Here is a 25011-nt window from a genome sequence, read left to right as displayed (position 1 = left end):
GCAGACGACCGATAGGGAATGTCATAGAACGGCGTTACTTGGTCGGAGCCGGAAGCCGACGACGGCAGTCAAAAGTTAATGTCTTGCTTCTCGATTGTCACCGGAGCGTTATACACATTCGCTGCTTTCTGCACGAAGGAATTGACGATCTGCTGTCCCTGCGGCTGAGCTTGCAAGGCTTGCACCACTGCCGCGATTGCCTCCTGAATTTCGGCATCGTTTACAGCTAAGGTTTCTACTTCGACGATCGCGTCCTTATATTCCGGCGCTGCTTCCCCAGCTTGCAGCGCTTTGGCCGCCCCTGGTCGCTTTTTCCACAGCAAAGTAGCGAGTTTTCCACCCGTCTCCAGGGTGCCTTTCCCTAACGTTTTGCCAACTTCCTTGAACGTTTCACTAAAAACGAGGGTTGCGATCGCGGCGGCAGTGAATGAGAGCGGTTCCATTAGCAGTACTCCAAGTAGAGACTGCTTCTTTCTACTCCAAGAATGTCAGTGGTTCCGCAAAACAGCAGATTTGAGAAAGAACACGACCCGCTTTGAGCAGGCGTGAAGCTGGCATACGACAAAAAGTGCAAGATGAGCTGGAAAGCTTTAACCAAGTTGAGTTTGAGAGCATCGATCGCAGCGAGGCTCAGAAGCAGGAGCGCTGCTTACGGCGCAATTGTGCCAACCAGTGGCCGATCAAGGAAAGCGCTTGGTCTGCGGTTGACGAAGACGCTCAGAGCCGTGTCTTGCACATTAGCTCAGTCAGTTGAGAAGTTCTCTGACCTGCTCGTCGGTCATAGCGGCAAAGTGTTCCAGCAACAGCCGATGGATGAAAATATAGCCACCGCCAACTTTTTGCAGGAAAAGGTGTTCGACTGCTTTGTCGAGAAAACGAGCATAGTTCCAGGGCATGTACCCGTGCCGACAAAGAATGAGGCGCAAGGTGAAATGCTGGATACAAACTCTACCGCCATAGTTCAGCCCAACAAACAGCCCAAAAATCAGCCCAACAAACAGCCCAAGAAACAGCCCAACAAACAGCCCAAGAAACAGCCCAACAAACACATTAGACAGCCCAAAAATCGGCCCAAAAATCGGCCCAGCAAACAGCCCAAAAATCAGCCCAAGAAACAGCCCAACAAACAGCCCAACAACTAGCCCAGCAAGTACAGCGTTTTTTGCTGAGTTCCACATACCTTGATTTGGTTTTGTTGTTACCTCGATTTTAGTGACCGACAGCCCCCCAACCAGCAAGCCAACTAGCAAACCAGCCAGCAAACCAACTAGCCAACCAACTAGCAAACCACCTAGCCCAAAAAGCAGCCCCCTAGGCAGCTCCTCTCTAGCCTTTTTCCATGACCATGTCAGTTTCTCAACAGGTTCAATTTTTTCCCCAGATGACACAGCAACCAACCCAGCAATCAATCCAAAAGACAGCCCACCAACTAGCCCAGCAAACAGCCCAAAAATCAGCCCAAGAAACAGCCCAACAAACAGCCCAACAAACAGCCCAACAAACAACAGGGTGCCCACGCGATAGAAATGCTTCGCCCTACCCTGTTGTAACCAAAGCGGCTGCATGGTCTCAAGGAGAAAGACGGTCTGAGACTCCCGTACCATTTGTTGCGCTAACCAGATTAACCAGCCCAGTGTGCGGAAGGGCGAGTACGGCATAGCCTGCCCCCTATGTGTAAGCATACGCCTGATGTAAGTATTGAAGAGTTGTTGCTGCTTCGCTTCGATCGCCTGCGTCTCAGGTCGGTCGGTCAGCGCCACACCTTGATAGGCCAGCACCATGATATTGAGCCATAGGGGAGACTGCGCGAGTGCTTGCAGTGCTGCGTCAGTCGTCAATAAGCGCTTCAACCCGGTTAAGTCAGCGGTCAACTGGTTGAGGTAGGACTGGCTTTGCTGGAGTGTCAAAGCTTGAAGGTAAAGAGCCGTCTGGCAACGCAAGCGACTATGAAGCAACTCATACTCCTGGCGGCGGCAACAGACTACCATTTCTGCCGAGTTCTCTTGTTGAAAAGCATTGAGGGCGTCAACGCAAGCATTACGAAGTTCTGCTCGTACTTCGTCCAAGCCGTCAAGCAGCAGCAGGAGTTGTTGCCGTTTGATCCAGGTTTCACCCACTTGCTTGGGCACCTGGTATTTACTGCTTAACTCCTCCACGAGCCAAGCATTCAGGGGCAGCAACGCTGCTGCCTGTCCCTTACGCCGATTGGGTGCCCAGGTAGAGAGGTTGAGCACAACAGGGATGAGATGCTCAACCTCCTGTTCAGCACGAGCGATGAGGTCACGCGCTAGTTGGAGTAGGGCAATGGTTTTGCCTGAACCGGGTTCCCCCAGAATCAGTAAAGTGCGACCAGTGCCAATTTGGTCAAAGAGAGAGACAACGGTTGTGCCAGCCGGTAGTGTTCTTGGCGCTTGTCCACCTGTCTCCAGCAACAAATTCCAGGGACGTGCAACGGCTGCGGGTCTCTCTTCGAGTCCCAATGTCATAAGCACCTGCTCATGGAGCGACTGTTCGAGCACCCCCTTCACCCAAAAGTTTTTTACCTTGGTCAGCAGGGCTTGACGATTCTGATATTCCTGTCGTGTGAGGGGGGGTGACTTGACCCGTGCCTGTACGGGCGACTCCAGTCAGTTGAACGTCACTGGGGCATTGAAGGTATTGCCCTGAAACACGTTCTTTAGGGCTGGCAGGCTTTCAGCCAGTTTGCCAAAGTTCTGAGTGGTTGATGGTGGGGCTGTTTGTAAAGCCGCCGCATAAGCAGGCATGGCCGCTGCTAAGGCGGGCTCGGCTTGCACCGCTCCCGCTAAGTTTGCCACGCTTTGTGCAAGTTCTGGGTCACTTTTCGTAGCGGTGTCCAGTTCCAGTACAGCTCGTCCCGCGTCGATCGGCTGGTCTGCTTGGGCAATGGCTTTGCTCTGGGGTAAGTTTTTCCGTTGAATCAGCTGCAATAGCTCTGCTGCCTGATGACTAACCGCCTCGCCTAGCTTTTCGCCAGTCTTTTCCAAGGCTTTCTTGAGGATGAGCGTAGCTACAGCAATAGCGGCAGTTGAGAGCGGTTCCATAGCAGTTTGGTTGGGAAAGGGCAGTTCTAAGCCCCATTATTCTACGAAGCTTCTCTAAGCAATGCCAAATAGGAAGCTGGTTTTGTCTCGCCCGACCAGTCTCCAGACTGGGAAGGCATGGCGTGTACCGCGCAAGGAGTCTTTGGGTATGTTGCTCCTGATCGCAAACACCCCGCCTCAAAGTGCGATGCTACCGTTGGGAGTGTGCCAGTTGCCCCACGGAAGCATCAGGCTTTCAGTGATCGCTCAAGGTTGAGAAACGGTTAAATCAGTCCAGCTTTAGTCCAACTCTGGTCTGAAGCACTCAATGTGACAGTTTGTGCTCGAACTGTTCGATGAGTTCAGTGCGGGACAGGTTGAGGATGAGTCGTGCCCGATCAACGGGAGGCAAGGCTACTAGGTTTGGCACAATCTGGGTCAGCACTTCATCGAGTGGACCAAACCGTGCCACTAGTAGCCCTTCAGTGGCGCGTCGCTCACCTGCTTCTAAAGTTTCAGCTTTCCATTGCTCGTAGACCGGCGATAAATTCATGTCCAACTCCTTTTCCTCCCGCTTTAGATTCTGTCTCACATGCAAGGTAAGAGGACGTTTGAGAAGTAGCAGATGACACCCATTCGTTAAAGGGCAGTAGGCATCGAGCAGCTTACGCTACTGATCTCACGGCAAACCGTAGGCGGAAGTGCAGTGATCACTGGAGTCGCTTGGGGTTTGAAGCTCAAACGACTCAACGCTGAGCTTCAGCTTCCCGCTGGACGCAAGGCCGCGGCACTCACTTCGTCTGGCTTGACGGATCACAACGCACCCCCCAAGCGCTCGTCTGCCTAAGCACTGGTGCCAGTGTGAGCCCTGGCAGGCTCAACCGGTCTCTACCGGACTGGTCCGAAGAAGAAGCCGTCGACCGCGTCTAATCGGCACCGCCAAACGGTCCCAGGATTAAAGGGAATCTGACCCGCAACCGAAACAACCCAAGGGTTTTGCAGGTGAATGTACCGTCCTCTTTCGGCGAGGATGTCTTGCTGCAGCAGCGCAAACACCGTGGCAGCGTCTTTGACGTTAGCGCCAGGTTTCAGCGCCTCAGCATAAAGCGCCGCGCTGATGATCTGCCCGCCGATGAGTGCGCCCTGAACACTGAGCACCACGGTAATCGAGGGTTGGTTGCTCTCTTCAGCCGTAGCGACGTAGCGAAACAGCAGCGGATCAGCGTTGTTGGGTCGGTTTGGTGCTTCCATGTCGGTCCCCTTGAAGCGCAGCGGCTACCAGAGGCAATTATATAACTTGCCAGCGGGCAAGTGGTGCCAGGGCAGGGCGTCGAGAAGGGTGCTGAAGCCGCAGCAGCGCGGCGATCGCCTGTGGCTGTTAGGCTGTCTCGACCAAGAGACAATGAGGCACCGGGAGCGGACTGCGAGTGGTCGTACCGCAACCGCTTTTGAGGGTGTACTAGTGGCTCTGGACTAAACCTGGACTACTTTTTGGTGGAAAGAGGGTAGTACAGAGGCGCTTTTGCCTGTTTTCAGCGGCTGCATCCCCGATGCCTTCGTGGCACCGTTGCTCCGGGTTGCAACTAACCAACGCGATCACTCCCTCTAGTCTTGCTTTGATCTACACACCCTTCAGGTGACAGCAGTATGCGGCTTTGACATCTGGATGATCACACTTACTTCCCCACACAGATCGCCCTCATTGCTCCCATCAACTGACCCCTAACAATTGGCCCCTGACAATTGTTACTTTTGGCTACCAATACCATCGCAAAGATGCCGATCGCCCTCGGCAACATTGGGGCTATTTTTCAGATAATCTCGCACCCAATCACATTCTTTTGAGAGCAGCTCATCGATTGCCCCTACTTGCCACAGGCGTGGTGTGCCGTCTTCGCCATGGGTAGCGAGTTGCTGACCATCGGGGCTGAACACCACGCTATCGACAAGCCCTTGATGGCCTTGGAGGGTAGCAATGGGCTTGCCGTTGGTGTCCCACAGGCGTGCGGTGCCGTCTTCGCCACTGGTAGCGAGTTGCTGGCCATCGGGGCTGAACAACACGCTAGAGACACGCCCTTGATGGCCTTTGAGGGTAGCAATGGGCTTGCCGTTGGTGTCCCACAGGCGTGCGGTGCCGTCTTCGCCACTGGTAGCGAGTTGCTGGCCATCGGGGCTGAACAACACGCTAGAGACACGCCCTTGATGGCCTTTGAGGGCAGCGATAGGCTGGCCGTTGGTGTCCCACAGGCGTGGTGTGCCGTCTTCGCCATGGGTAGCGAGTTGCTGACCATCGGGGCTGAACACCACGCTAGAGACACGCCCTTGCTGGCCTTTGAGGGCAGCGATAGGCTGGCCGTTGGTGTTCCACAGGCGTGTGGTGCCGTCTTCGCCATGGGTAGCGAGTTGCTGGCCATCGGGGCTGAACACCACGCTATCGACAAGCCCTTGATGGCCTTGGAGGGTAGCGATGGGCTGGCCGTTGGTGTCCCACAGGCGTGCGGTGCCGTCAGCTCCACTGGTAGCGAGTTGCTGACCATCGGGGCTGAACACCACGCTCCAGACAGTCCCTTGATGGCCTTGGAGGGTAGCGATGGGCTGGCCGTTGGTGTCCCACAGGCGTGTGGTGCCGTCTTCGCCACTGGTAGCAAGTTGCTGACCATCGGGGCTGAACACGACGCTAGAGACAAACCCTTGATGAGCTTTGAGGGCAGCGATGGGCTTGCCGTTGGTGTCCCACAGGCGTGCGGTGCCGTCGTCGCCACTGGTAGCGAGTTGCTGACCATCGGGGCTGAACACCACGCTAGAGACACGCCCTTGATGGCCTTTGAGAGTAGCGAGTGGCTGGCCGTTGGTGTCCCACAGGCGTGCGGTGCCGTCGTATCCACTGGTAGCGAGTTGCTGACCATCGGGGCTGAACACCACGCTAGAGACAAACCCTTGATGACCTTGGAGGGTAGCGAGTGGCTTGCCGTTGGTGTCCCACAGGCGTGCGGTGCCGTCAACTCCACTGGTAGCGAGTTGCTTACCATCGGGGCTGAACACCACGTTAAGGACAGGCCCTTGATGACCTTGGAGGGTGGCGAGTGGCTTGCCGTTGGTGTCCCACAGGCGTGCGGTGCCGTCGTATCCACTGGTAGCGAGTTGCTGGCCATCAGGGCTGAACAACACTCTAGAGACAAGCCCTTGATGGCCTTCGAGGCGCTGCCGCTCTTGCCCAGTATTGGCCATCTGTTGTAATTGTCTTAAGACGGGCAGCCGCAGTCGAGAATCGGGCAAAAATGCTGACCAGAAGGACTGCTGCCAGAATGATCGTTGCAGCGCTTTTCCAGCCCGGATACTTTCAATACCTGCTTCTAAAGTTTGATCGTTGGCAAGTTTCGCCGTTGAAAGTGCCACGAACGTTTGAATTTGCTCAATCTCTGCCTGTCTTGCCTGAATGGCAGAGAAGATGGCTGCCGTTGCCATCAAGCCAGCAAAGATGCTGCTGCCTACAGTAATGCGGCGGGCGATTTGACGATCTTTTTGCGCCTGATGATCGCGCCAGGTATGGCTAGCTTCGACAAAGGCTTGAATGTCTGGGTCGAGGCGATCCAGCACTTGTTTTGTTTGCAAATCCAGCACTCGATCGAGCTTCCACCCGCTCCAGAGATCGCCCCTGGCTGTTTGCTCACTCTCTGCCCGTCGTGCCCGCCACAGCTTCGCGTCAGCAATCAATTGACCTCTCAAGATAATGATGTCTTTCCGGTCTTGAATCAATTGTTGCAACACTTCCCAGGTTCTCAGCAAAGCCTCATGAGCGACCTCAATGGTGGCTTGCTGCCCTTCCCCACGGCTGACCAGCAAGCGTTTCTCAATCAGTGTTTCCAGAACAGTTTGTTGCGTTCCTCCATCGCAAAAGAGCGCTTTAGGGGTGCGTCGGCTCACGGGCTGATCATTGGCTAAGTCGATTAATTCAAAAAAGATTTTTTTAACGGCCTCTTGCTGTTTTTCATCCAGTTCTCCATAGATTTTGTTTGCTTGCGTTTGCAGTGCGCCTGTGACCCCGCCAAGGTTTTCATAGGTTTGCCGATTGAGGACGCGATCACTCACATCGTCGTTTTGCCACAGCAAATCCAGCGTGTATTGCAACAGGGGCAGCGAACCTGCTCCTGCCCTGTAATCAGCGATGATCGCCTCGATCAAGCCTGGCTCAAACACAACGCCATTCCGCGCTGCAGGCTCCTTGATCGCTAGCGTTAACTCGCCATCGCTCATATCCGTCAGCATCCGACTACGGCGATCATGAAGCAAGCCCAGCGCTGGATAAGGACTCAACCGATCTAGAAAGTCAGCCCGCATCGTCAGCACAATTTTGAGCGAGTTGTCCTGCTGAGAGGCTTGAATCAGTTGCACCAGCTCCCTCACAAACCGATGACGTTCAGTTTCCGGGGTTCTAGTAAAGAGCTCTTCAAACTGATCAATAAAAATCAGCCACTGCTGCTCCTGCTTCAGCGCTTCCACTACTCGCACCAGCGTCCCTGCCTTATGCATTTGAGCGTCTGGTTGCGCAATCTTCGCCTTGGCTTGCCCATACAAACTACTCAAGCAGCTATGCAGAGACTGAAAGGGGTTCTCATCGGGGACAAACGTCAGATTCTTAAAGGCACCCCAATCATCTTTCAGCTTAGGAATGAGTCCGGCTCCAATCAGCGATGATTTACCACTGCCAGAGGCACCGAGTAGGAGCAAGACATTGTGGTTTTCGGCTAAGAGAGCATGGCTTAAAGCAGTAATCCATTGCTCTCGCCCAAAAAACTTATCTTTATCGTCCGGTGCAAATTTTTCCAACCCCAGGTAAGGAGAACCTTTGATGAGTGGGCGACTTTGAATCTTAACTTCAGCTTCCTGAGAAACGAAATTTTGAATAATCGTTCCTCGGTTGTCTCCAGCCACACCATAGACATCCTTGGCGTGAACGCTGTTTGCCGCACCCTCATCTGACATACCCACTCTCTTTACCCAGTTACTTGTTGAACGTTTGATTCACAGTGCCTTCGTTTCGACCCGCCACACCGTAGACATCGCCTGCAACGGTTGTATTGTAGGTACCACTTGCTGTCCCTTGGGGGTCTAAAACCTGCAGCAATTCTTGAGCCTTCTCAACCACTGCAGCATCTTTGTCCACCTCGGCCTCCGTCAACTTTTTCTTCAGCGCCGCCTCATAGGTTTCTGGGTCTTTCTCATGTTCTTCCAGTACCATCGCTGCCTTGTCCGCTTCTGGTTTGGGTTGACTGGCAAACTTCTTCTGAATCAGTGCTTTCAACCCTTTGTAGGCATCTGGAGCCGCATCGCCCGCTGCTTTAGCTGTCCCTGCAACCAGCGCCGTCAAAATGAGTGTCATTGGATCCATGATTTCTACTCCTGAGCGTTGATTTTAGTTATACCAGAGAAAATTTTGCTTGTTAGTGCCCCATTGCCGCAGCGGTCTCGCGAATGGCTCAATTTAAGACGGTTTGGCGTTCACCTGTATCGTAGGGCTAGAAAAGAGGCAGCTTCTAGAAGCCCATTCATAAGCTTGGCTAACCATGCGATCACTCTTCCTACTCCAAGCCAGCTGCAAACTGACACAAGCCCTCAAACCCTTACTTCATCGCCTTTTACCTTTCCCCCCTCTCTGCCCCGTTGCTGCCACCCGCAGCTAACCAACGACAGCAGCGGCATCCTAGCTTGTGCATCGGAGCCTACAGGCACGAGAGCATCGGTGTTGCAGACTAGAACTGAACGGTGCTTGAGGTCAGTTCTAGTCCAGTAAGCTAGGAGAGATCGGCAGAAACTTGCCGCCTATTCATCTGATTTGAGATCTTAGGCAGAAACCTTCCGTCTATTCATCGTTAGACTCCTGCTGCGTGGAAGTTCGTGGGTGAAAGACTAACATTGGCTATGAGGATTTTGAAGCAAACTACGACTCACCTCGTTACGCAACAGCGTCAAACGGGCGAACGGCTCGCGATCGGTTGTTTCTTACTCCTTGGTGTAGTGTCGATGTTAACTGCCACAATTACGCCAGAGATAAGCTGCCGACGTGACGGAGCTTTAAGGCAATGCAAAGTTATCCGACATATGCTGGGCAATTGGCGGATTGAACAACCCATTAGCATCAAAGGTATTAGAGATGAGTCTAGCGGTGGTTTTCGCCGTGGAAAATCGAACGGGGGCAGCTCTACCCATATAACGGTTGTAGAAACACAGAGCGGTGAAATTTGGTTAGTCAACCGTCCGTCAACTGTCGCCGACTCTGCTACTACTAAAATTCAAAGATTTCTGAACGATCCGACTCAAACCTCGGTACAAATTCGGTCAGTAGCCTGGTTGCACTTAAATGAACCAGTCAGCAATGGTTTCTGGTTTATGTTTTCAATCGTCATGTTCGTAATTGCCTATCAACGTCTGGTCAATCAACGCATTTATCGATGTGAGTTCGATAAGACGAGAGATTCGGTTCGCGTCACTCAACAGGGTCTACTAACATCCAAAACTATTGAATTTCCGATTTCAAAGATTAGAGCAATTCATAATGTCAAAAGATTAGGTCGTAACTACATCGGAAGTGACTGCGTCGTTTTGAAGCTCAGATCTGCGCAAGAAGATGTTTGTATTGGTGAAGCAGTGTGGGGAAAGAAAACAATGGCAGGGCATTACTTTTGGGGATCTATTCGATTCAGCAAAGCGCTTGAGGAGGGAAGACAAGCGATCGTGTCGTTTCTGCAAGATTAAGGTCTAACAAGTCCGTTGCACACTGACTGCTTAAAGTTAGTTTGGCTGAGCCCAAGAAGTTACTAGTGGCGGGTGAACGGAATCGTCAGATGGCTTAAATCCTAACAGTAAAGTTACATACTCATTCCTGCTATAGAACACAATTTCTATGCTGTAATCTTGGCTTAGTTCGCCCAAAAAATAAGCGCTATGTGGATTGAAAGCTCATATACTCTTGCCAATATTATATTTCCACCTTTATGGACGGGAGAAATTGTTCCGTTAACACCTGTGGAAATTCCAGTATTGTTAGCAGAAATCACTGTCTTCAAAGTCTTTCAGAAAGTCTCTTGCTTAAGAGCTTTTCTACTCGTTATTTGGGCAAATGTTTGGTCCTCAATTGCCGGATCTTTACTCACAGCCCCCCTCATCTTTATAGAGGCTCTTTACCCTTCAGGAGTAGTAGATGGAAATGCATACTTCTTTCCCGTCCTGATCGCAGGCTTTTCTATTGCCTATTTTTTAAGTATTGGGATTGAATTTATTGTCTTAAGGGGTTACCAACAAAAATTTCATCTTCAACGTTTACTCTTATGTGTCGTACTGATAAATTCAATAAGTTATGCCACTCTGAGCATTGCTGTTTGTATTATTTTTGCCATTAACTCTTAAAGCTAAAGCAATAAAGCTCAATCCAACCTACTGTGGGAAGAGCGAATCGCTGTTAGCCTGAACAATGCCAAGGCACACCGACCGTCAAGAGGTTGTTTGTGAGGTGAGTTCACTGTCGAGTCGCAGCTGCGGTTCGGTCAGCACGGATCGTGCTGACCCGCTATTCTCCACCCTGTTGATCGCAGGGGTACCGATGGCATCTTGGCGGAAGTCTCATTCCGGCTCCTTGAATACCTCAACCTCGGCGATCAGGATATCAGCGGTTGTTTCTGATCTGGAAGGGGTGTTAAAAAACGGCCGCTTTTGCATAGTGCCAGTGCACAACCCGACGCTCGCCTCTTGTTCCCTCTCCTACTCATTAACTATTACAAAAAAGTTAATGGTTGGGAGGGCGGCTAGAAGACTGGCTTGTCTAGCTTTGCAGCCTATTCTGATCGAAAGATCAAAGCAACGCAAAGACATCGGCCTTAACGCCGCTAGTCCCGACTTGACGACTTGCAGACGCAGAGTCGTAGACGACAAGGAGGGAGCAAGTATCGCTGCCGTTTGGGCCGAAGAGGGTCATACCCTCTGCATGGTCTTGCCGTTGCTCCTGACCTTGTCCGCGTGGAATGTTCATGATGGTGTCCAACGCATCACCATCAACCAGACTTTCCCCGCTTGGTTGGGTACCCCCTGACCACCTGAAGAGCATCACAGGGCCATCAAGGTCCATCGTTGGACCGGCCAGAATCAGTAGGTCCGCCTCTTGGACGCACAAGTCACGGATGCCGAGTCCGTTTAAGTTAAGGAAATGCTTTCGGTAGGGTCGCTTACCGGTCCCAATCTTCCTCAGCTTTAAGCTTGAGGGACTCTTTTCCTCAACCTCTAGTTCAAGCATGACCGCCCAACCCCGTAGTACAGGACCCCGCAGTCCAAGGAAGATGCGGTTTCCTAAAACAGCCAGTCCTTCAATGTCAAAGCCATTATCCTTACCGGGAATCGCTAAGAAGGACTGCAAGTGTTTGTCTTTTGCCAAGGCAGTGGTTAAAGCGTTGCCGGTTTGCTTGCCGTGTAACTGAGCAGCCGTTAGCTGCTTGCCGTTCTGCTTCACCGCCTTCTCTAAGGTGTAGGTTTCTTCGGCTACAGGGATACGCGCTAGCAGAAAGCGGTTACCGTCGCGACTCACCTTTGCTAAGTGCTTGATGCTTTTAGCGCTCGAGTCTTCTGGATCTGGTTTGCTACGTTTCAGGCTGTGGGAACCGACCAACCAAAGATAGCCACTGTCGTAAGCAAGCCCTTCTATGTCTGCCTCTTCAATCTTTTTCCCATCCTTGGAGCCAGAAGGCGGGACGGGAAGCTGAAGATAGTCCTGCAGCGCGAACTGTTTGTGATCGCCATACTTGCAATTGCCATCAGCAGCTTCTTGACGAGAAAGGCGCTCTACGCTGATTGTTTCATCGTTTGCCACCCAAAGCGTCGGACCAATTTGCACCACGACTGATAACCCATCGTGGAGTTTTTTGCCCTTGCTGAGCTGGTTCAGTTGGGAGTCAAACTCGAGAAGGACAGCACTAGTAGAATTCATCATTACACTCTCTCTGCTTGAGCAGTTTTAGAGCCCGGTCGCTTAAAGGCTAGCGACAGTACCACCGCACAGGCAGCACGAGCAGCTCTGGCAAGCCATGTCTCCACTGAAACAGGGATGGCGCTGTTATTTAGATTGAGGTCAGAGGAAATAAGTCTCCTCACCCTACCATTTTTGCAACACAACTGTTGGAGCAATGTAGCGGTAGTACGTCGGGCGGCTAATACCTAAATGTGCACAAATTGAAGTCACAGAGCGCTTTGGATCGGTTGCCAACGCTCGTCCAACGTCAATTTGCTGCGATGTGAGCTTGGGCTGCCGTCCACCTTTCCGTCCCCGGGCTCTCGCCGCTTGCAAGCCAGCCTGTGTGCGCTCCTGTATCAAGTTGCGCTCAAACTCTGCCAATGCTCCAAACATGTGAAAGATTAACTTACCGCCGCTACTCGTGGTATCAATACTTTCCTGCAACGAGCGAAAGCCAATGTGGCGCTGCTCCAACCCCTCGATTAGAGCCATCAAGTCTTTGAGCGAGCGCCCTAAGCGATCAAGTCGCCAGACCACGAGCGTGTCTCCCTGCCTGGCAAACTCAAGGGCTTCTTTTAACCCAGGGCGATCAGCTTTCGCACCACTCATCTTGTCAGCGAAAATTTTTTCGCATCCTACGGCTTGTAGCGCATCATGTTGCAACGCCATGTTTTGGTCGTCGGTCGAGACCCGTTCGTACCCAATGAGCATAAAGGAAGTTCTAAGGTACTGTTATTGTCTCAGAACTCATTAAAACTGAGTGATTCTGATACATAGATTCATTGACAAGTTAATTTACACTCCGGTCAACCTGAAAGTGAGCTTTTGGGTTGTTTCGGGTAAGAGGTGAAAACTGTCAATCAAACGACCGTTTGTTTGACACTCTCAACTGGCACATGATTGACATCTCGCTATGATCGCCGTTGGAACTTAACTGTGTTCTACTTGTCGGCTGTGTCCGACTTCGGCTTGGCTTGCCCTGCTAGTTCAGAAATGGCAGCATTCATCTCTATCTCTAACTGCTCCACTGTTGGCAGATTCTCTTTGAGTGACTTTGGTAATCGGTGAGTTGTTACAGCTATTGGGGTATTCAGGTTGCGTAGGGCGTACTCTGCTTTTGTCTTGCTCTTGGACTTGCAGAGGATCAGCCCAATCGTTGGATTGTCAGTCGAGTGCCGTAGCAGATCGTCTACTGCTGAGACATAGAAATTCATTTTGCCAGAGTACTCGGGTTGAAACTCGCCCATTTTTAAGTCAATGACGATGAAACAGCGCAACTTAAGGTGGTAAAAGAGCAAGTCCAGATAGTAAGCTTCCCCGTCAACCTCAAGGTAATACTGGCTACCGACAAAAGAAAACCCAACTCCTAATTCCATCAGAAAGTCACGAATATGCGTAACTAGCGACTGCTCAAGTTCTCGTTCTTGGGCATTCTCTTGTAATGGGAGAAACTCAAAACTATAAGGATCTTTGACTAACTGCTTAGCTAAGTCAGATTGTGCTTGGGGTAAAGTACGGTCAAAGTTGGTAATGGCTCCCCCTTGCCGTTGAAACAGATTGCTTTCGATTTGATAGACAAGAATGTCCCGACTCCAGCCATTCTCCACTGTTTTCTCGGCGTACCAAAGGCGTTGTTCCTGAGTTTTAAGCTTATCAATCAGAGCGATGTTATACCGCCAAGGTAATTGTCCAACGCTGCGCTGGACAATTGCATCATCTGGATAAGCTTCAGCAAAAGCCTTCATATATGACAGGTTAGAGCGTGAGAAGCCTTTGACATTGGGAAACTCTTTTCTCAGATCTTTAGCTAACCGTTCAATAACCTTTGTTCCCCAGCCCTCCTGTTGCTGTTGTTCAAGGATAGAGCGCCCGATTTGCCAATAGAGGAGAAGCAGTTCTTGGTTAACAGCAAGTGCAGCCCTAACTTGAGCGGTTCTGATGCGCTCTTTCAGATGGCGCAGCCAATCGTCATAGTTTTGAGGCGCGGAAAGCAGGCGATCGCTCACAAGTGATGTGCTCTAAAAGGTAGTTGTTCTGCTCCTGATCGTGACATAATCTCGATACATCTAGCTCAAAATAGCTGAGCATTATAAAACAGCGAAGATGTTAATTGGAGTCTTAAATCGGAAAGGTGGGTGCGGAAAATCAACGACTGCCGTCCATCTGGCATACTGGCTGTCCCAAAAGAAGCAGCGGGTGATTCTAATTGACTCAGATGGGCAGATGAGTTCTAGCCAATGGCTCACGAAGCTGGGAATGCCATCCATTGTGATTGACGATCCCGACGATTTGTTCGATCAAATCGGCAAGCTTGCAGAAGAGTATGATTCAGTTGTGATAGATTCTCCTTCGGTACTGGGAGAACCAGCAAAGTCAGTGTTATTGAGTGTTGATTTGGCACTGGTGCCCATCCAGCCTTCTAATCTGGATTTGCTCGCGGCTAAAGACATTGTTCGCTTGGTTCATCAAGCGCAGAAGATTCGCCAAGGAGCGCCGAAAGCCGCAATGTTTCTGAGCCGTGCGTCGCGCGGAACGGTGTTAATGAGAGAAGCCCAGGAAGCGCTAAGTAAAACGCAAGGGTTCGTGTTATTAGACTCTGTTATTTACCAGCGGCAGGCAATTGCTGATGCTCCTGGTCAAGCAGCAACCGTGTTCACCATGCCTGGAGAACCCGCAAGTTCGGTTGCAAAGGACTATGACTGTCTGTTTGAAGAGGCGATACGATATGGCAAGGCGAAATAGTCTAAAGGACGAATGGAAGTTTGAACCGGAACTAGTATCTAATAATCAGAGCATTGCGATTGATGCAATCACTTTACCGGCTAGCCAACCGCGTCGCTACTTCGACCCACAAAAACTGCAGCAATTGACGGAGTCTGTGCGTCAACATGGCATTTTGGAACCACTGCTAGTACGTCCTGCTGGTAAAACTGGGCTCTTTGAACTAGTTGCTGGGGAACGGAGGTTCAGAGCCGCTAAAGCAGTTGGACTAACGGCTGTCCCGGTAACAATTCGGGAACTGAGTGATGAGGACTCTCTCCAACTTGCTCTGGTTGAAAACCTACAGCGAGAAGATTTGAACCCGGTAGAGGAAACCGAAGGCGTCTTACAGCTACTGGGACTTAGGCTTAACGTCCCCTCGATGGATGTGCCACCGCTCCTCTATCGGATGCGAAACGAAGCGATCGGCAATACTAATCAAAACGTTTTGATTAACTCGGAAGCACAAGCTGTGGAGAAGGTCTTTGCGGAACTTGGGACAATTTCTTGGGAATCTTTTGCTACAACACGGCTACCCTTACTCCGCCTACCGCCTGAGATTTTAGAGGCTCTTCGGAGTGGAAAGATTGCTTATACAAAAGCACAGGCAATTGCTCGAATTAAAGATGACCAGCAACGACGCCAGCTTTTGCTAGAGGCTATTTCGCAAGACTTATCTCTAACTCAAATCAAAACAGAGATTGCGAATCTTAAAGTGGTCAAAGAGGATGCTGAAGCAGGAGACTCATCTTTAAAGAGCCAAATTGACGATGTTTTGCGGTTAGCCAAGCGATCGCAAGTATGGGCTAACCCTAAGAAGCAGCGCCGCTTAAAGAAGCTGCTGGCAGAACTGAAAACCTTGATAGTTGGTGAAGATTGATCCTGTTTTTAAGGCTAAGCATAAGGAGGCTTAGCAACGAATGCTGTTGGTGAACGTGCTACGTGCAAGATTACCAACAGCTTACAATCGCTTTAGCGACTGCTCTTTCGTCGCTCATTAATCCTTGTAATACGCCTGTAGAGATAGTCGTAGTATATTCGCCAACAATATCCGATGATACTCAAACCCCAAGTAGTCCTTTTTGATCACCCGACTCCCATCCAACAACAGCTGTCCAAGGGGTTCAAGACGGTGATCGTCAAGCTCCACTCTATTCCAAAGCTCTGTTTTGAGCAAAACTACCAGCCGCTTCAACCAACCAAGCCAAAAACTTGAGGATCAGTGTTTCTTTAGGGTGGTTCATGGCATACACGACCGAATAGCTAAAACCGTCTAGGGCCACATCAAGGGGTTGCACTAAAAACCCCAAGGCCACATCATCAGCGACATGAATGTTGCTGCATAGAGCGATACCTTGACCGGCGATCGCGGCTTGAATAGTTAAACTTTCTTCGTCAAATTTAATGCCATCAGTTGGGTCAATCGTGTTCAGCCCTGCCAGTCTAAACCAGTTTTTCCAGTCAGGGGCTTCGGTGCCAAAATGAAGCCATTCAAAATGCAGCAGAGGATGATGCAATAGATCACTTGGCTCTTTAAGCGGCTGCTTTGACTTCAATAAATGTGGACTACAGACGGGCATAAAGACATCTGACATCAGCTTCCGCACGGTCAATCCCGGATAGTTGCCTTTGCCATAGCGAATCGCCACGTCAACCGTTTGCCGATGTAAATCGACAACATCATTTGAAGTTTGTAGCCGAAGCTCAATGTTGGCATGGGTTCGTTGAAATGCAGCTAAACGAGGCACTAACCACTTAGCTGCAAAGACCGTTGTCACGCTCACAGTTAAGGTCGTCGCTTCTGAAACTTGCGTTGATTGAGTGATCGCTGCTGCAATCGCATCCAAGCTTTGGCTCACGGCCGGATACAAGCGTTGTCCTACTTCTGTCAGCACCAGCGGTCGGGGGCGGCGGCGAAACAAGGACACCCCCAAGTGATCCTCTAGCACTTTGATTTGGTGGCTGACTGCGGTTGGCGTGATCGCCAGTTCTTCAGCCGCTTGCTGAAAACTCAGATGTCGAGCCGCAACCTCAAAGGTATGCAAAGCGTTAAGGGGCGGCAGCGATCGCATAAGAGTCTGGATGAGTTTTTTTCACCTAAGCATGAGTAGATTGAATTTGCAATCCCCGACTGCCCCTTGCTACTGTTCAAGTTAAGGAAACGAAACAGTTTTCTGATCACTCATCAGCTGACTGAAAACCCTTAGCCGTTGCTCAAGATGGTACTGAACTTAAACTCAATCCAAGTGCTCACCGCCTCCCAACTCTCGAATCAGTTTCTAGGGGATGCCATTGAGATCTGCATTGTCACTCGCAATTATCAGCAAACGATGGCCGGTCTCGTCCAATTGGGCATTGGACCCTGGCGAGTTTATACCTTTAACGCTGAAACCGTTACGGAACAGACTTACAAAGGGCAGCCGACTGAGTACTCGATTAAAGTCTGTTTTGCTCAAGCGAAGAACGTCGTCTGGGAAATTATGCAGCCGCTCTCTGGTCCCACCATCTTTCAAGAATTCCTTGATCGACACAACGAAGGGATTCACCACATTGCCTTTAATTGTGGCGACCGCCCCTGGGAAGAGCGTATCCAAGCGTTTGAATCCAGAGGGTTTCACCTGATTCAGTCGGGCAAGTGGATGGGGCAAAATGCCTTTGCCTTTTTTGATACTGAGCCTGCTACCACCACTATTTTTGAAACGTATTTCTTTCCACCTGGTTTTGAGTATCCAGAACCGGAAGCCTGGTTCCCTGCACCCCCTCCCTAGGAGATGACAAAAATGGCTACAGTACTGAAAATTGACGCTAGTGCACGCGTGACCCGTTCTCTTAGCCGCGGTCTAACGACTGCATTCACTGAACAATGGTTGAAGTCTAGACCCAACGATACCCTTATTACGCGGGATGTAGGGCTAAATCCACCGCCAGCCCTTAGTGAGGCTTGGATCGCCGCCGCTTTCACGGCACCGGAGCAGCGGACTCTCCAGCAACAGGCCGTACTCAAGCTTTCCGACCAACTGCTCGAAGAGCTAGAGCCGGCTAGCCTCATCGTGATTGGTACACCCATGTACAACTACGGCATGCCAGCAGCACTAAAAGCTTGGATCGATCAGGTGATTCGCATTGGACGCACCTTTTCCTTTGATCTGGCACGTGGTGAACAACCGATCGAGCCGATTGGGACCGGCAAAACTCTAGTCATTTTGTCGTCATCGGGGGAAGGCGGCTTTGAACTTGGTGGCGTTCAGGCCACTATGAACCATCTTGATTCCCACATCGTGACAGCTTCAAGACTATTGGGAGTCAGTGAGCACCATGTCATTCGCATTGAGTACCAGGAATTTGGGGACGAGCGACATCAAAAATCTATCCAGTCTGCTCATGCCGCGATCGCTGGTTTGGTGCAACAACTAACTCAGAACATGGGGGACTGGACGAGGCTGATAGCAGCAAAGCAAGCGGATGAGACTTGCAATGCAGGTGTTGCTTAAGCACAGCTTCAATGCTTACTTAACCCATCTCTAGACTGCTCAAATTCATCCTGGATTAGTACTCAAATTTCTGATGACGACTAGTTTTACGACCGGAGCAGTGCTGCGCCTGAATGGCGGCGGTCGTTACGTGTGAGGCACGTGGTTCCTTCCTTTTTCAAGCCCCAGGGGCTGAGGCCTTGCCCCTTGAGGCGGCAGACAGAGCGGGGCTTGCCCCGAGGTTCATACCATTTATTTATGCTGGAGACTTCATGCTGAAAGCTATCTTTGTGATCGGCATCACCTTACAACTGGCAGCCACCGTGCTGCCAGCCCTCAGTGCCGAAACTCCCTTACCGGCGCGCTCAGCGCCCATCCCACCCGCCACACAGGCACCCGCACCGCGCTCGGCAAAGCGGCCGCAGCGATTACCGGCTGATACAGCCCAGCGGCAAGTGGCACCACCCAACGGTCAAACGCCACTCTTAGAGCGCGACCGTTTAATCCTGGAGCGCTACTTGATCAGGGTCATTCCCAAAACTAGTCGCTAAGGCGCTTGCACCCTAGACGCACGGCGAGCGCCGACCTTGTCGTCGTGCGATCGCGCCTTCAACCACTCCGCCCATGACTAACCTTGAAAGGATCCAGGACCGGTATCGAGCGTCCCGAGCGAAAGAGCCTCAAGGACGCGCCCAGCGAAATCTCGCGCCTCATTTCCGACTTCATCACCTAACCAGGAGAACCAACATGCACGTTTTAACCGTCTTCAGCCATCCGCAGCGTAAGAGCTTCCCCGGAGCGGTGCTCGACGCCTTCGTCGAAGGCGTCGTCCAGGCCGGTCACACGGCGGAGGTCGCCGACCTGCTCGCCGAGGGCTTCGACCCGCGCTTCACCGCCGAGGACCACGCGCACTTCTGGGGCGGCCCGCGGCCCGCCGAGGCCGCTCGGGAACAGGCGCGCGTCGACGCCGCCGACGCGATCGTGCTCGTCTTTCTGGTCTACTGGTGGTCATTCCCCGCCCTGCTCAAGGGTTGGGTCGACCGCGTGTTCACAACCGGTTGGGCCTATTCGCTCGACGCGAAATCCAACAGCCGGGGGCACCTGAGCGGCACGCCGGTCATGCTGATCGGAGTCGGCGGGACGCGCCAAGCCACCTACGACAAGTACGGCTACGAAGACGCGATGCGTACGCAAATCGAAGTCGGCATTTTCAACTTTTGCGGCATGACTGACGTCGAGACGCACCTGTTGCTCGACGTCGACGGTGACGCCAATGCAGAGCGTCGGGCAGGGTATTTGGTCGACGCCCGCGCGCTCGGGGCCGGGCTAGTCGCGCCCGAACGTATTTCTAAGGGCGTGCAACACGGTCCTAAGCGCGTGCAACATGATGCCGTGCGTCTGAGCGCCTAACGAGCGTTCGAGGCCCAGACTTGGCTTATGAGCCCACTACGATTGGAGCCGACTTGACGGACGCTCGCAATTTTTATAACCAGTAGAGCCTCAAAGGAGATGAAGCTATGGCTAATGATACACTGCAGACACTAGCGCAAGGCCAGATTTGCCGCTCGATGGCCGGACTCGGCAACTATAACTACGCCGCCGATGGACGGAGCGGCGTCGCTGCCCTGGCCGGCAACCTCCGTGGAGGGGTCCACTTCCGCCAGATCGGAGAGTTCCGCGCCTTGGGAGACGGTCGCTTGGAGGGGGAGTTCGAACACATGTTCGTCACTGAAGATGGGTCGACGCTGCGGACACGCGACAAAAGTTGGGGCGTAGCCGTTCCGGGTACGGATTATATCGTCGGCGGTGCCGCCTACACCGTGGTCGAAGGAACCGGCGAGTTCCAAGATTTCAAAGGCACCTTCCGCTCCTGGGGCACATTCGCTCCGAAGGAAGGCAAAGCGATCTTGCGCTACGAAGGGCAGATCTGCCGACCGGCCTAGTCTCACTGCGCTTCTTCAGCTTCGACCTTCGCCCCGGGCGCTTGAACGGCATCTCGCGGAGGGTGGCTGCGAGGTAACAGTCGTGAACGGTTTGAGGACAAGTCCTATCCCGGGCTTAGCTGAGGTCCGGGATAGGCGAAGCGGCAGCGGGCGGTATGAGCGCGGCGGCTCGACCAAGTCGGAGGACTTGATACTGCTATACCGCCGACGCAGTTGGAGGGAGTCACCAGCGCATTGGATTGGAGCACCTGTATGGAGGAGTGAGATGGAGGAGCGAGCGGCTGACCTCAAGGCGATCAGGGACCTCATTGAACGCCAGTTCTCGAGCATGAGCTGGTCGGTAGGAGGAGGCCCTGATACGGCTATGTTCAAAAGTGACTTCATCCCAGGCGCGCCGCTTTATCCGTCCGCCCGTCCCGTTTCGGTGAAGTCGCTTGATGAGTTCACAGAGCGCATGGGTGAACTCGCTCGAACAACGCTGACGTCCCTCCATGAGCGGGTGATCGGAACGCAGATATTGGTCTTCGGCAATGTCGCGGTGGCTGCAGCGGCCTGTGAGAACACGGAAAACCAAGGCGAGGTCAACCGCAATGTGGAGATGTTGCTGCTCGTCAAGAGCGGGGGAGATTGGAAGATAGCGGCGCAGGCTTGGGACAAGGAAACGAACAGCGTGCCGATACCAGCCGAACTACTGGTGGACTTCTGACCCGGTGCTCAGAAGCGCGGCAGTCAAAAGAGTGACCCTACCCCAATAAATAGTACCGATGGATGCAACCGATCAATGCAACACGTTCCGTTCAATCAATTTGAAGGATCGGAATCATTGAGGAAGGTGCCCGCGCGGTACACGGTATTACCGACGACGAACTGGCCTCAGCGCCCGGCTGTCCGGAAGTGGCGCAGGCAGTCTCCCTGCGGATCGAAGGTCGACTGGTCGTATGCCACAAGGCCGACTTCGAGTTGCGCATGTTGCGGCAGTCCTATACGCGGCACGGACTGCCGATGCCCCAATCCCATTAAGATTGTACGATGGTGCTGCTGACAGAGGTCAACGACGGCCGCTGGCCGCGCTTGATGGTGGTTGTGGAGCTGGTGAATGCGGCTGTGCCATCGGTGGCGGACAGGCACCACCGGGCAGCATACGATGCGGCGCTTTGCCGCCAAATCCTGGTGGCACTGGGGTCAAATCACGGGCTTAAACCTTAACGTACGATTTTTTCCGTTTCGTGAGCTGACCCCCACTAGTGCTGTCTTCAACGACTGAGGTCGTGAGTCCAGTGAGGGACCAACAAGCCGAGCGGAGGAGCCGGAAAGCGGCGTGATGGCAGGATGTGGCGCACTTCCAAGGCCAGCCGCAACATGGCCGAAAAAAGTGGTTGCGCCCTTGCTTGTAGTCCGGCTCAAAGCGCTGCTGGGAAGGGGGCTAGAGAGAAAAACATTGCCACTTGAAAGCCTTTTCGGTCTGGTTACAAGCACTAACGTCGGCGTTGACGACCTGTTAGGACTCAAAGCGCGCCTTCCCCGTTTACTCGGCTGCTGGGGGTGATTGAGGAAAGTGAGGCAGTCTTTGATCAAAGCAAACCCACGATGGCGCACTGGACGTCCAGATGTCGAGCAGCGGCTGAAACGCCGATGGATCATCCAAGGAGGGAAAACGGATGGACGTGAATGCTGGATTCGCTTCGCCCCATGTGCATAAAGGCGTGCCACACTCCGAGCAAAAGCTGCGAGTCGTGAGACCACCGCTGCTGCCACGCACTGAGTACGTCTTCGGCGTACCGCTGACCTGAAGGTCAGTCGTCATGACGACGACCCCGGACGCGAAAGGCGCGCCACTCGCTCGCTGGCAATCTCGGCAATGGCAGTTGAGAGTTGCGATAGGCGCGCTCGCACACTCATAGCGAATGGCTCCGCATGTGCAGCCGCCGAAAAATGGAACGTTCATGTCGGAGTTTCCTCTAGAGTCCTAACGCTCCCCCTCACCGGACGCGGAGGAACTTTGCGGTCTAACGATAGCTTGGATTTGTTCTGGTGCGGCGGGCTTGTTGGGCGGCAATTACACTGGTGTCTGCTGGTGAAGAACTAACTTCCACACTCCATTACTGAGTTCATACGTGCTGTTGATCAGAGCTACGTATGGTTCGCTACCTTCACGTTGTGCAGTCACCCTGTATACGAGCACTTCAGCCCTTTCTGATAATGAGATGACTCGCGGCTCTTCGATTTGAAACGATTTCCAGGGTTGAGCAGCTAAAGATTGCAAGATTTTCTCTTTCCCCTCAATGATCATCCCGCCTGGGAAGAGCATGACTGCATCATGACGGAGAATGAAACTGTAGAACTTTTTGCTGGACTCCACTCCCGTTGATAGGGCTTGCCATCCTTGCTCTTCGAGATTAACCAGGTCTTGCATCATGGTCATTCCTTCCGTTCAACAACCAATTTAACCTTTGAACGCTCAACCGACTAATTCAAAATACTGCCCCACTACTAACTCAAGCAGCCCAACGATGTATTCACGGTCAGCTCTGCTGGATAAGCACCCATTTCTCTAGGATTATCTGCCAGCTCTGCGGGATAATACCCTCTTATTAAAGAATCAAACAGAAATTTTTCAGGTTAAGTTCGTGCTTTTGGGGTCTTAGCCGTCACTTCTGATGGTTAATCCTGGAAGGCTGGGGACTGATCCATCCATTGTGCTGGCTAGGCATCGTGCCAAGTTACGTGCAAAAGTTTATCACATGGGTATCAAAGCTTTACACGGAGGGGCTTTTGCTGTTCGACTCAGAACAGGGCTAATTTGTTTGGTTAGTTGCGGGTGGAGCAACTCACCACGAAGCAAGTGAGCCGGAGTGAAAGTGCCCGCATGGACTGCCTTTTGCTGCAAGGGCTCACTTTAACACGCCTTGTTGCCAGTCCCCCTCTTGGCGATCGCCATCACGGTCAAGAGTAACTTGTTCTTGAGTTAGCATCGTGTCATGCACTCAATGCGCTTACGGTTTGACACTCCAGCGGTTGCCCGAGCGGTTCTTTCATGCTGCAGTGCGAGTACGACGGTTTCACCATGCTTACGTTGCCGCCGATTCATGACACGCTGGCACTCAGAACCGCGATCGAATTGACTGGAGCCGCTTGCTGTTTTGCTGGCGACCACCATCCACTGGTACTGTCTTCAACGGCTGATGCCATCAGCAAGGTGAGTGACCAAGACCAAACCGAGCGTATGAGCCGGAAAGCGGAGTTGTGGCAGGATGTTGCGCCTTTTTGATGCTAGGTCGTAACAGTGCCGAAAAGAGTCGATGAGCCTTTGCTTGTAGTACGGCTTAAAACTTTGCTGGAAAGGGGATAGGAAGGAAAACATTGCCGACTTAAAAGCATTTTCGGCATTGTTTCTAAGCATGAACGGACCAGCATGCAACGGCCGGCTCGGCGCCGGGCCGCGTTGCAGTCACAGGGACCGTTCCGCCCGCCCGATCCGTTGCAGTGCGTGGTTATCCCGCACTGGCTGCCGCGCGCCCCGACCAGTAATTTGCGATCGCCTGATCAATCGCGTCGCGTTGAAACTCTTCGGTCTCGCGCTTCAACTCCAAATAGCTCACGATCGCGCGCACCTGTTCACGATCGAACACGGCGAACTTGTGTCCCTTCACGTCGAACCACGTCCGTTCTCCGTAACGGCGCGGGTTGACGCGTTCGCCTCTTCCCTCGTCTGTCAGACCGTGCGTCAGGTAGAAAACGGGATTGTGCGTGTTCAGCTTGCCGTCAACATCCGCGATCAGGTACGCCGGCAGATAGAACCGAAAAGCTTCGTCTGAGAAGAAGCAGAGGGCAGACCCATATCCGTCCGGCGCGCCATCAAGGAAGGCTGGGTCGAGCGCTTGCCAATCGGTCTTGCCTTTGAACTCCTGCTCAAGCAGGAAGGGCTCGTTACCTTCGTTGCTGCCGCGTAGGCACCAATCGCCTGGGAACTCGACGCTCGCGAACGCCGAGCGGATCTGCAATTTGACGGCTTCCGAGTTGGGCATGGGCTTTGTGGGCTAACGTCTACTTTCAGCGGTTGCAGAGAAAATTCAACTTGGCACAAGCAGCTTTTAACAAGCCGCCGCAAGGGGATTGTTAGACCGTATGTACTCAAGGGAAAGATATGGACTACTCATCATCTTTGTCTTTACGTTTCATAACGTACTTGGTTTGCCCCTTACTTCCTACTGTTACAGCAGCGCCCTCTACGTTGTTTACACTAAAGCCTATAGCAACGTTGCGGCTCCTTTCCATTTCCATTTCATCGACTCTTTGATTGCGTCCTGCTTCAATCATTTTTCTTATCTTCTCAGCGTCATCTTGAGCAAGATTTCCTGGTGAGTTCAGACGATCAACAATCGATCTAATCCCCTCCCACAAAAGCATGTACGGAGCTAAAGGGTTTAAGAAATGTCCCCATCCAACTGCTCTTAGCTCAAACTTCTTACTTTTCTCGTTAAAACCAACCGCATCAGCTTGTTTTCCATAGTCAATCGATCTAATGCGAGCAGCAATACTGGCACTTATGAAGAACATAGTTCGCAATGAGTGCGCCAGTTTCTCGATCATAAACAGGAAGACTTTCCCATCATGAAAAACGTGAATTGGCAGCAGCCGGGGGTTGAGTGTCACCGGAACAGAAAGTACCGCCAAGGTTGAAACGCCGACTGAGTAATCGTTTCAAAAAGCACTTCTCAGTCTCATTGAGACGTACCAATTGACCTTGAGGCTCTTTGATCCAAAGAGCTTGAACGGAAGACAAGGGGCTTCAGGCTCCTGCT

Annotated in this window: 28 protein-coding genes; 13 read left to right on the top strand and 15 right to left on the bottom strand. The window is 52.3% G+C overall.

The features are described from left to right. Positions 1-68: 68 nt before the first annotated feature. The 5 genes from H6F76_RS25340 to H6F76_RS25320 form a co-directional block, all read right to left on the bottom strand. On the bottom strand, positions 69-443 hold the full coding sequence (locus tag H6F76_RS25340; protein WP_190512466.1) for a hypothetical protein: 375 nt from the start codon (positions 441-443) through the stop codon (positions 69-71). Between the two features lie 303 nt (positions 444-746). After that, the gene (locus H6F76_RS25335; protein ID WP_190512464.1) at positions 747-2486 is read right to left on the bottom strand and encodes an NACHT domain-containing protein; all 1740 of its coding nucleotides are present in this window, start codon (positions 2484-2486) and stop codon (positions 747-749) included. Positions 2487-2627: 141 nt separating this feature from the next. Further along, positions 2628-3062 (bottom strand): hypothetical protein, encoded by a 435-nt coding sequence (locus H6F76_RS25330; protein ID WP_190512462.1) that lies wholly within the window; start codon positions 3060-3062, stop codon positions 2628-2630. A gap of 304 nt (positions 3063-3366) precedes the next feature. Beyond that, the gene (locus H6F76_RS25325) at positions 3367-3594 is read right to left on the bottom strand and encodes a hypothetical protein (RefSeq protein ID WP_190512394.1); all 228 of its coding nucleotides are present in this window, start codon (positions 3592-3594) and stop codon (positions 3367-3369) included. A 335-nt stretch (positions 3595-3929) separates the two neighbouring features. Then, positions 3930-4292, bottom strand: a complete 363-nt coding sequence (locus H6F76_RS25320; protein WP_190512392.1) for a hypothetical protein — start codon at positions 4290-4292, stop codon at positions 3930-3932. Between H6F76_RS25320 and H6F76_RS25315 the strand changes: the two genes are divergently transcribed. Further along, complete coding sequence (locus H6F76_RS25315; protein ID WP_190512460.1) at positions 4291-4518, top strand: hypothetical protein; 228 nt, start codon at positions 4291-4293, stop codon at positions 4516-4518. The genes H6F76_RS25320 and H6F76_RS25315 overlap by 2 nt on opposite strands. A 269-nt stretch (positions 4519-4787) precedes the next feature. Here H6F76_RS25315 and H6F76_RS25310 read toward each other — a convergent pair whose 3' ends face one another. Both H6F76_RS25310 and H6F76_RS25305 read right to left on the bottom strand, forming a co-directional pair. Next, positions 4788-8024 carry a WD40 repeat domain-containing protein gene (locus tag H6F76_RS25310; protein WP_190512459.1) on the bottom strand — a complete coding sequence of 1079 codons (3237 nt, stop codon included), beginning with the start codon at positions 8022-8024 and terminating at the stop codon, positions 4788-4790. A gap of 19 nt (positions 8025-8043) precedes the next feature. Further along, positions 8044-8430, bottom strand: coding sequence for a hypothetical protein (locus H6F76_RS25305; protein ID WP_190512457.1), 387 nt, complete (start codon positions 8428-8430; stop codon positions 8044-8046). Between the two features lie 710 nt (positions 8431-9140). Here H6F76_RS25305 and H6F76_RS25300 point away from each other — a divergent pair. Together H6F76_RS25300 and H6F76_RS25295 are read left to right on the top strand one after the other, a co-directional pair. Next, entirely contained in the window at positions 9141-9794 is a 654-nt protein-coding gene (locus tag H6F76_RS25300; RefSeq protein ID WP_190512455.1) for a hypothetical protein, read from the top strand. Positions 9795-9983: 189 nt separating this feature from the next. Then, on the top strand, positions 9984-10445 hold the full coding sequence (locus H6F76_RS25295; RefSeq protein ID WP_190512453.1) for a hypothetical protein: 462 nt from the start codon (positions 9984-9986) through the stop codon (positions 10443-10445). A gap of 442 nt (positions 10446-10887) precedes the next feature. On the opposite strand, the gene H6F76_RS25290 is transcribed toward H6F76_RS25295, so the two are convergent. The 3 genes from H6F76_RS25290 to H6F76_RS25280 form a co-directional block, all read right to left on the bottom strand. Further along, positions 10888-12012, bottom strand: a complete 1125-nt coding sequence (locus tag H6F76_RS25290) for a DUF3616 domain-containing protein (protein ID WP_190512509.1) — start codon at positions 12010-12012, stop codon at positions 10888-10890. A gap of 165 nt (positions 12013-12177) precedes the next feature. After that, positions 12178-12747 (bottom strand): recombinase family protein, encoded by a 570-nt coding sequence (locus H6F76_RS25285; RefSeq protein ID WP_190512451.1) that lies wholly within the window; start codon positions 12745-12747, stop codon positions 12178-12180. Positions 12748-12977: 230 nt separating this feature from the next. Beyond that, entirely contained in the window at positions 12978-14042 is a 1065-nt protein-coding gene (locus tag H6F76_RS25280; protein WP_190512449.1) for a PDDEXK nuclease domain-containing protein, read from the bottom strand. A gap of 97 nt (positions 14043-14139) precedes the next feature. Here H6F76_RS25280 and H6F76_RS25275 point away from each other — a divergent pair, with 97 nt between their 5' ends. Continuing rightward, the gene (locus H6F76_RS25275) at positions 14140-14778 is read left to right on the top strand and encodes an AAA family ATPase (RefSeq protein WP_190512447.1); all 639 of its coding nucleotides are present in this window, start codon (positions 14140-14142) and stop codon (positions 14776-14778) included. Continuing rightward, the gene (locus H6F76_RS25270) at positions 14762-15676 is read left to right on the top strand and encodes a ParB/RepB/Spo0J family partition protein (RefSeq protein ID WP_190512445.1); all 915 of its coding nucleotides are present in this window, start codon (positions 14762-14764) and stop codon (positions 15674-15676) included. Before H6F76_RS25275 ends, H6F76_RS25270 begins: the two co-directional genes overlap by 17 nt. A gap of 271 nt (positions 15677-15947) precedes the next feature. Here the strand turns inward: H6F76_RS25270 and gcvA are convergent, their stop codons facing one another. Next, the gene (gene gcvA, locus H6F76_RS25265; RefSeq protein ID WP_190512443.1) at positions 15948-16868 is read right to left on the bottom strand and encodes a transcriptional regulator GcvA; all 921 of its coding nucleotides are present in this window, start codon (positions 16866-16868) and stop codon (positions 15948-15950) included. Positions 16869-17015: 147 nt separating this feature from the next. Here gcvA and H6F76_RS25260 point away from each other — a divergent pair, with 147 nt between their 5' ends. The 7 genes from H6F76_RS25260 (at position 17016) to H6F76_RS25230 (ending at position 21473) form a co-directional block, all read left to right on the top strand. After that, on the top strand, positions 17016-17564 hold the full coding sequence (locus H6F76_RS25260) for a VOC family protein (RefSeq protein ID WP_190512441.1): 549 nt from the start codon (positions 17016-17018) through the stop codon (positions 17562-17564). A gap of 12 nt (positions 17565-17576) precedes the next feature. Further along, complete coding sequence (locus H6F76_RS25255; protein WP_190512439.1) at positions 17577-18287, top strand: NAD(P)H-dependent oxidoreductase; 711 nt, start codon at positions 17577-17579, stop codon at positions 18285-18287. Positions 18288-18538: 251 nt separating this feature from the next. Further along, the gene (locus tag H6F76_RS25250; RefSeq protein ID WP_190512436.1) at positions 18539-18817 is read left to right on the top strand and encodes a hypothetical protein; all 279 of its coding nucleotides are present in this window, start codon (positions 18539-18541) and stop codon (positions 18815-18817) included. A 196-nt stretch (positions 18818-19013) separates the two neighbouring features. Next, a complete protein-coding gene (locus tag H6F76_RS25245; RefSeq protein ID WP_190512434.1) occupies positions 19014-19676 on the top strand; it encodes an NAD(P)H-dependent oxidoreductase in 663 nt (220 codons plus the stop codon). Positions 19677-19783: 107 nt separating this feature from the next. Beyond that, the gene (locus H6F76_RS25240; protein ID WP_190512432.1) at positions 19784-20209 is read left to right on the top strand and encodes a hypothetical protein; all 426 of its coding nucleotides are present in this window, start codon (positions 19784-19786) and stop codon (positions 20207-20209) included. A 265-nt stretch (positions 20210-20474) separates the two neighbouring features. Then, a complete protein-coding gene (locus H6F76_RS25235) occupies positions 20475-20915 on the top strand; it encodes a hypothetical protein (protein ID WP_190512430.1) in 441 nt (146 codons plus the stop codon). A 390-nt stretch (positions 20916-21305) separates the two neighbouring features. Continuing rightward, positions 21306-21473: a hypothetical protein gene (locus H6F76_RS25230; RefSeq protein WP_190512428.1), complete on the top strand. Its 168-nt coding sequence runs from the start codon at positions 21306-21308 to the stop codon at positions 21471-21473. A 261-nt stretch (positions 21474-21734) separates the two neighbouring features. On the opposite strand, the gene H6F76_RS25225 is transcribed toward H6F76_RS25230, so the two are convergent. Both H6F76_RS25225 and H6F76_RS25220 read right to left on the bottom strand, forming a co-directional pair. After that, complete coding sequence (locus tag H6F76_RS25225) at positions 21735-22154, bottom strand: GFA family protein (protein WP_190512426.1); 420 nt, start codon at positions 22152-22154, stop codon at positions 21735-21737. Between the two features lie 111 nt (positions 22155-22265). Beyond that, positions 22266-22625: a DUF4440 domain-containing protein gene (locus H6F76_RS25220; protein ID WP_190512424.1), complete on the bottom strand. Its 360-nt coding sequence runs from the start codon at positions 22623-22625 to the stop codon at positions 22266-22268. Positions 22626-23243: 618 nt separating this feature from the next. On the opposite strand from H6F76_RS25220, the gene H6F76_RS25215 reads away from it, so the two are divergent. Next, entirely contained in the window at positions 23244-23477 is a 234-nt protein-coding gene (locus tag H6F76_RS25215) for a hypothetical protein (RefSeq protein WP_190512422.1), read from the top strand. Positions 23478-23700: 223 nt separating this feature from the next. Here the strand turns inward: H6F76_RS25215 and H6F76_RS25210 are convergent, their stop codons facing one another. Further along, positions 23701-24234: a DUF6714 family protein gene (locus tag H6F76_RS25210; protein ID WP_190512420.1), complete on the bottom strand. Its 534-nt coding sequence runs from the start codon at positions 24232-24234 to the stop codon at positions 23701-23703. A 124-nt stretch (positions 24235-24358) separates the two neighbouring features. Further along, on the bottom strand, positions 24359-24883 hold the full coding sequence (locus H6F76_RS25205; protein WP_190512418.1) for a hypothetical protein: 525 nt from the start codon (positions 24881-24883) through the stop codon (positions 24359-24361). Positions 24884-25011 lie beyond the last annotated feature (128 nt).

The sequence above is a fragment of the Leptolyngbya sp. FACHB-321 genome (assembly GCF_014695975.1).
In the GTDB taxonomy this organism is placed as follows: domain Bacteria; phylum Cyanobacteriota; class Cyanobacteriia; order Leptolyngbyales; family Leptolyngbyaceae; genus Stenomitos.
Note: the sequence above shows the minus strand (reverse complement) of the source record. Positions and strands in the feature narration are given on the sequence as shown.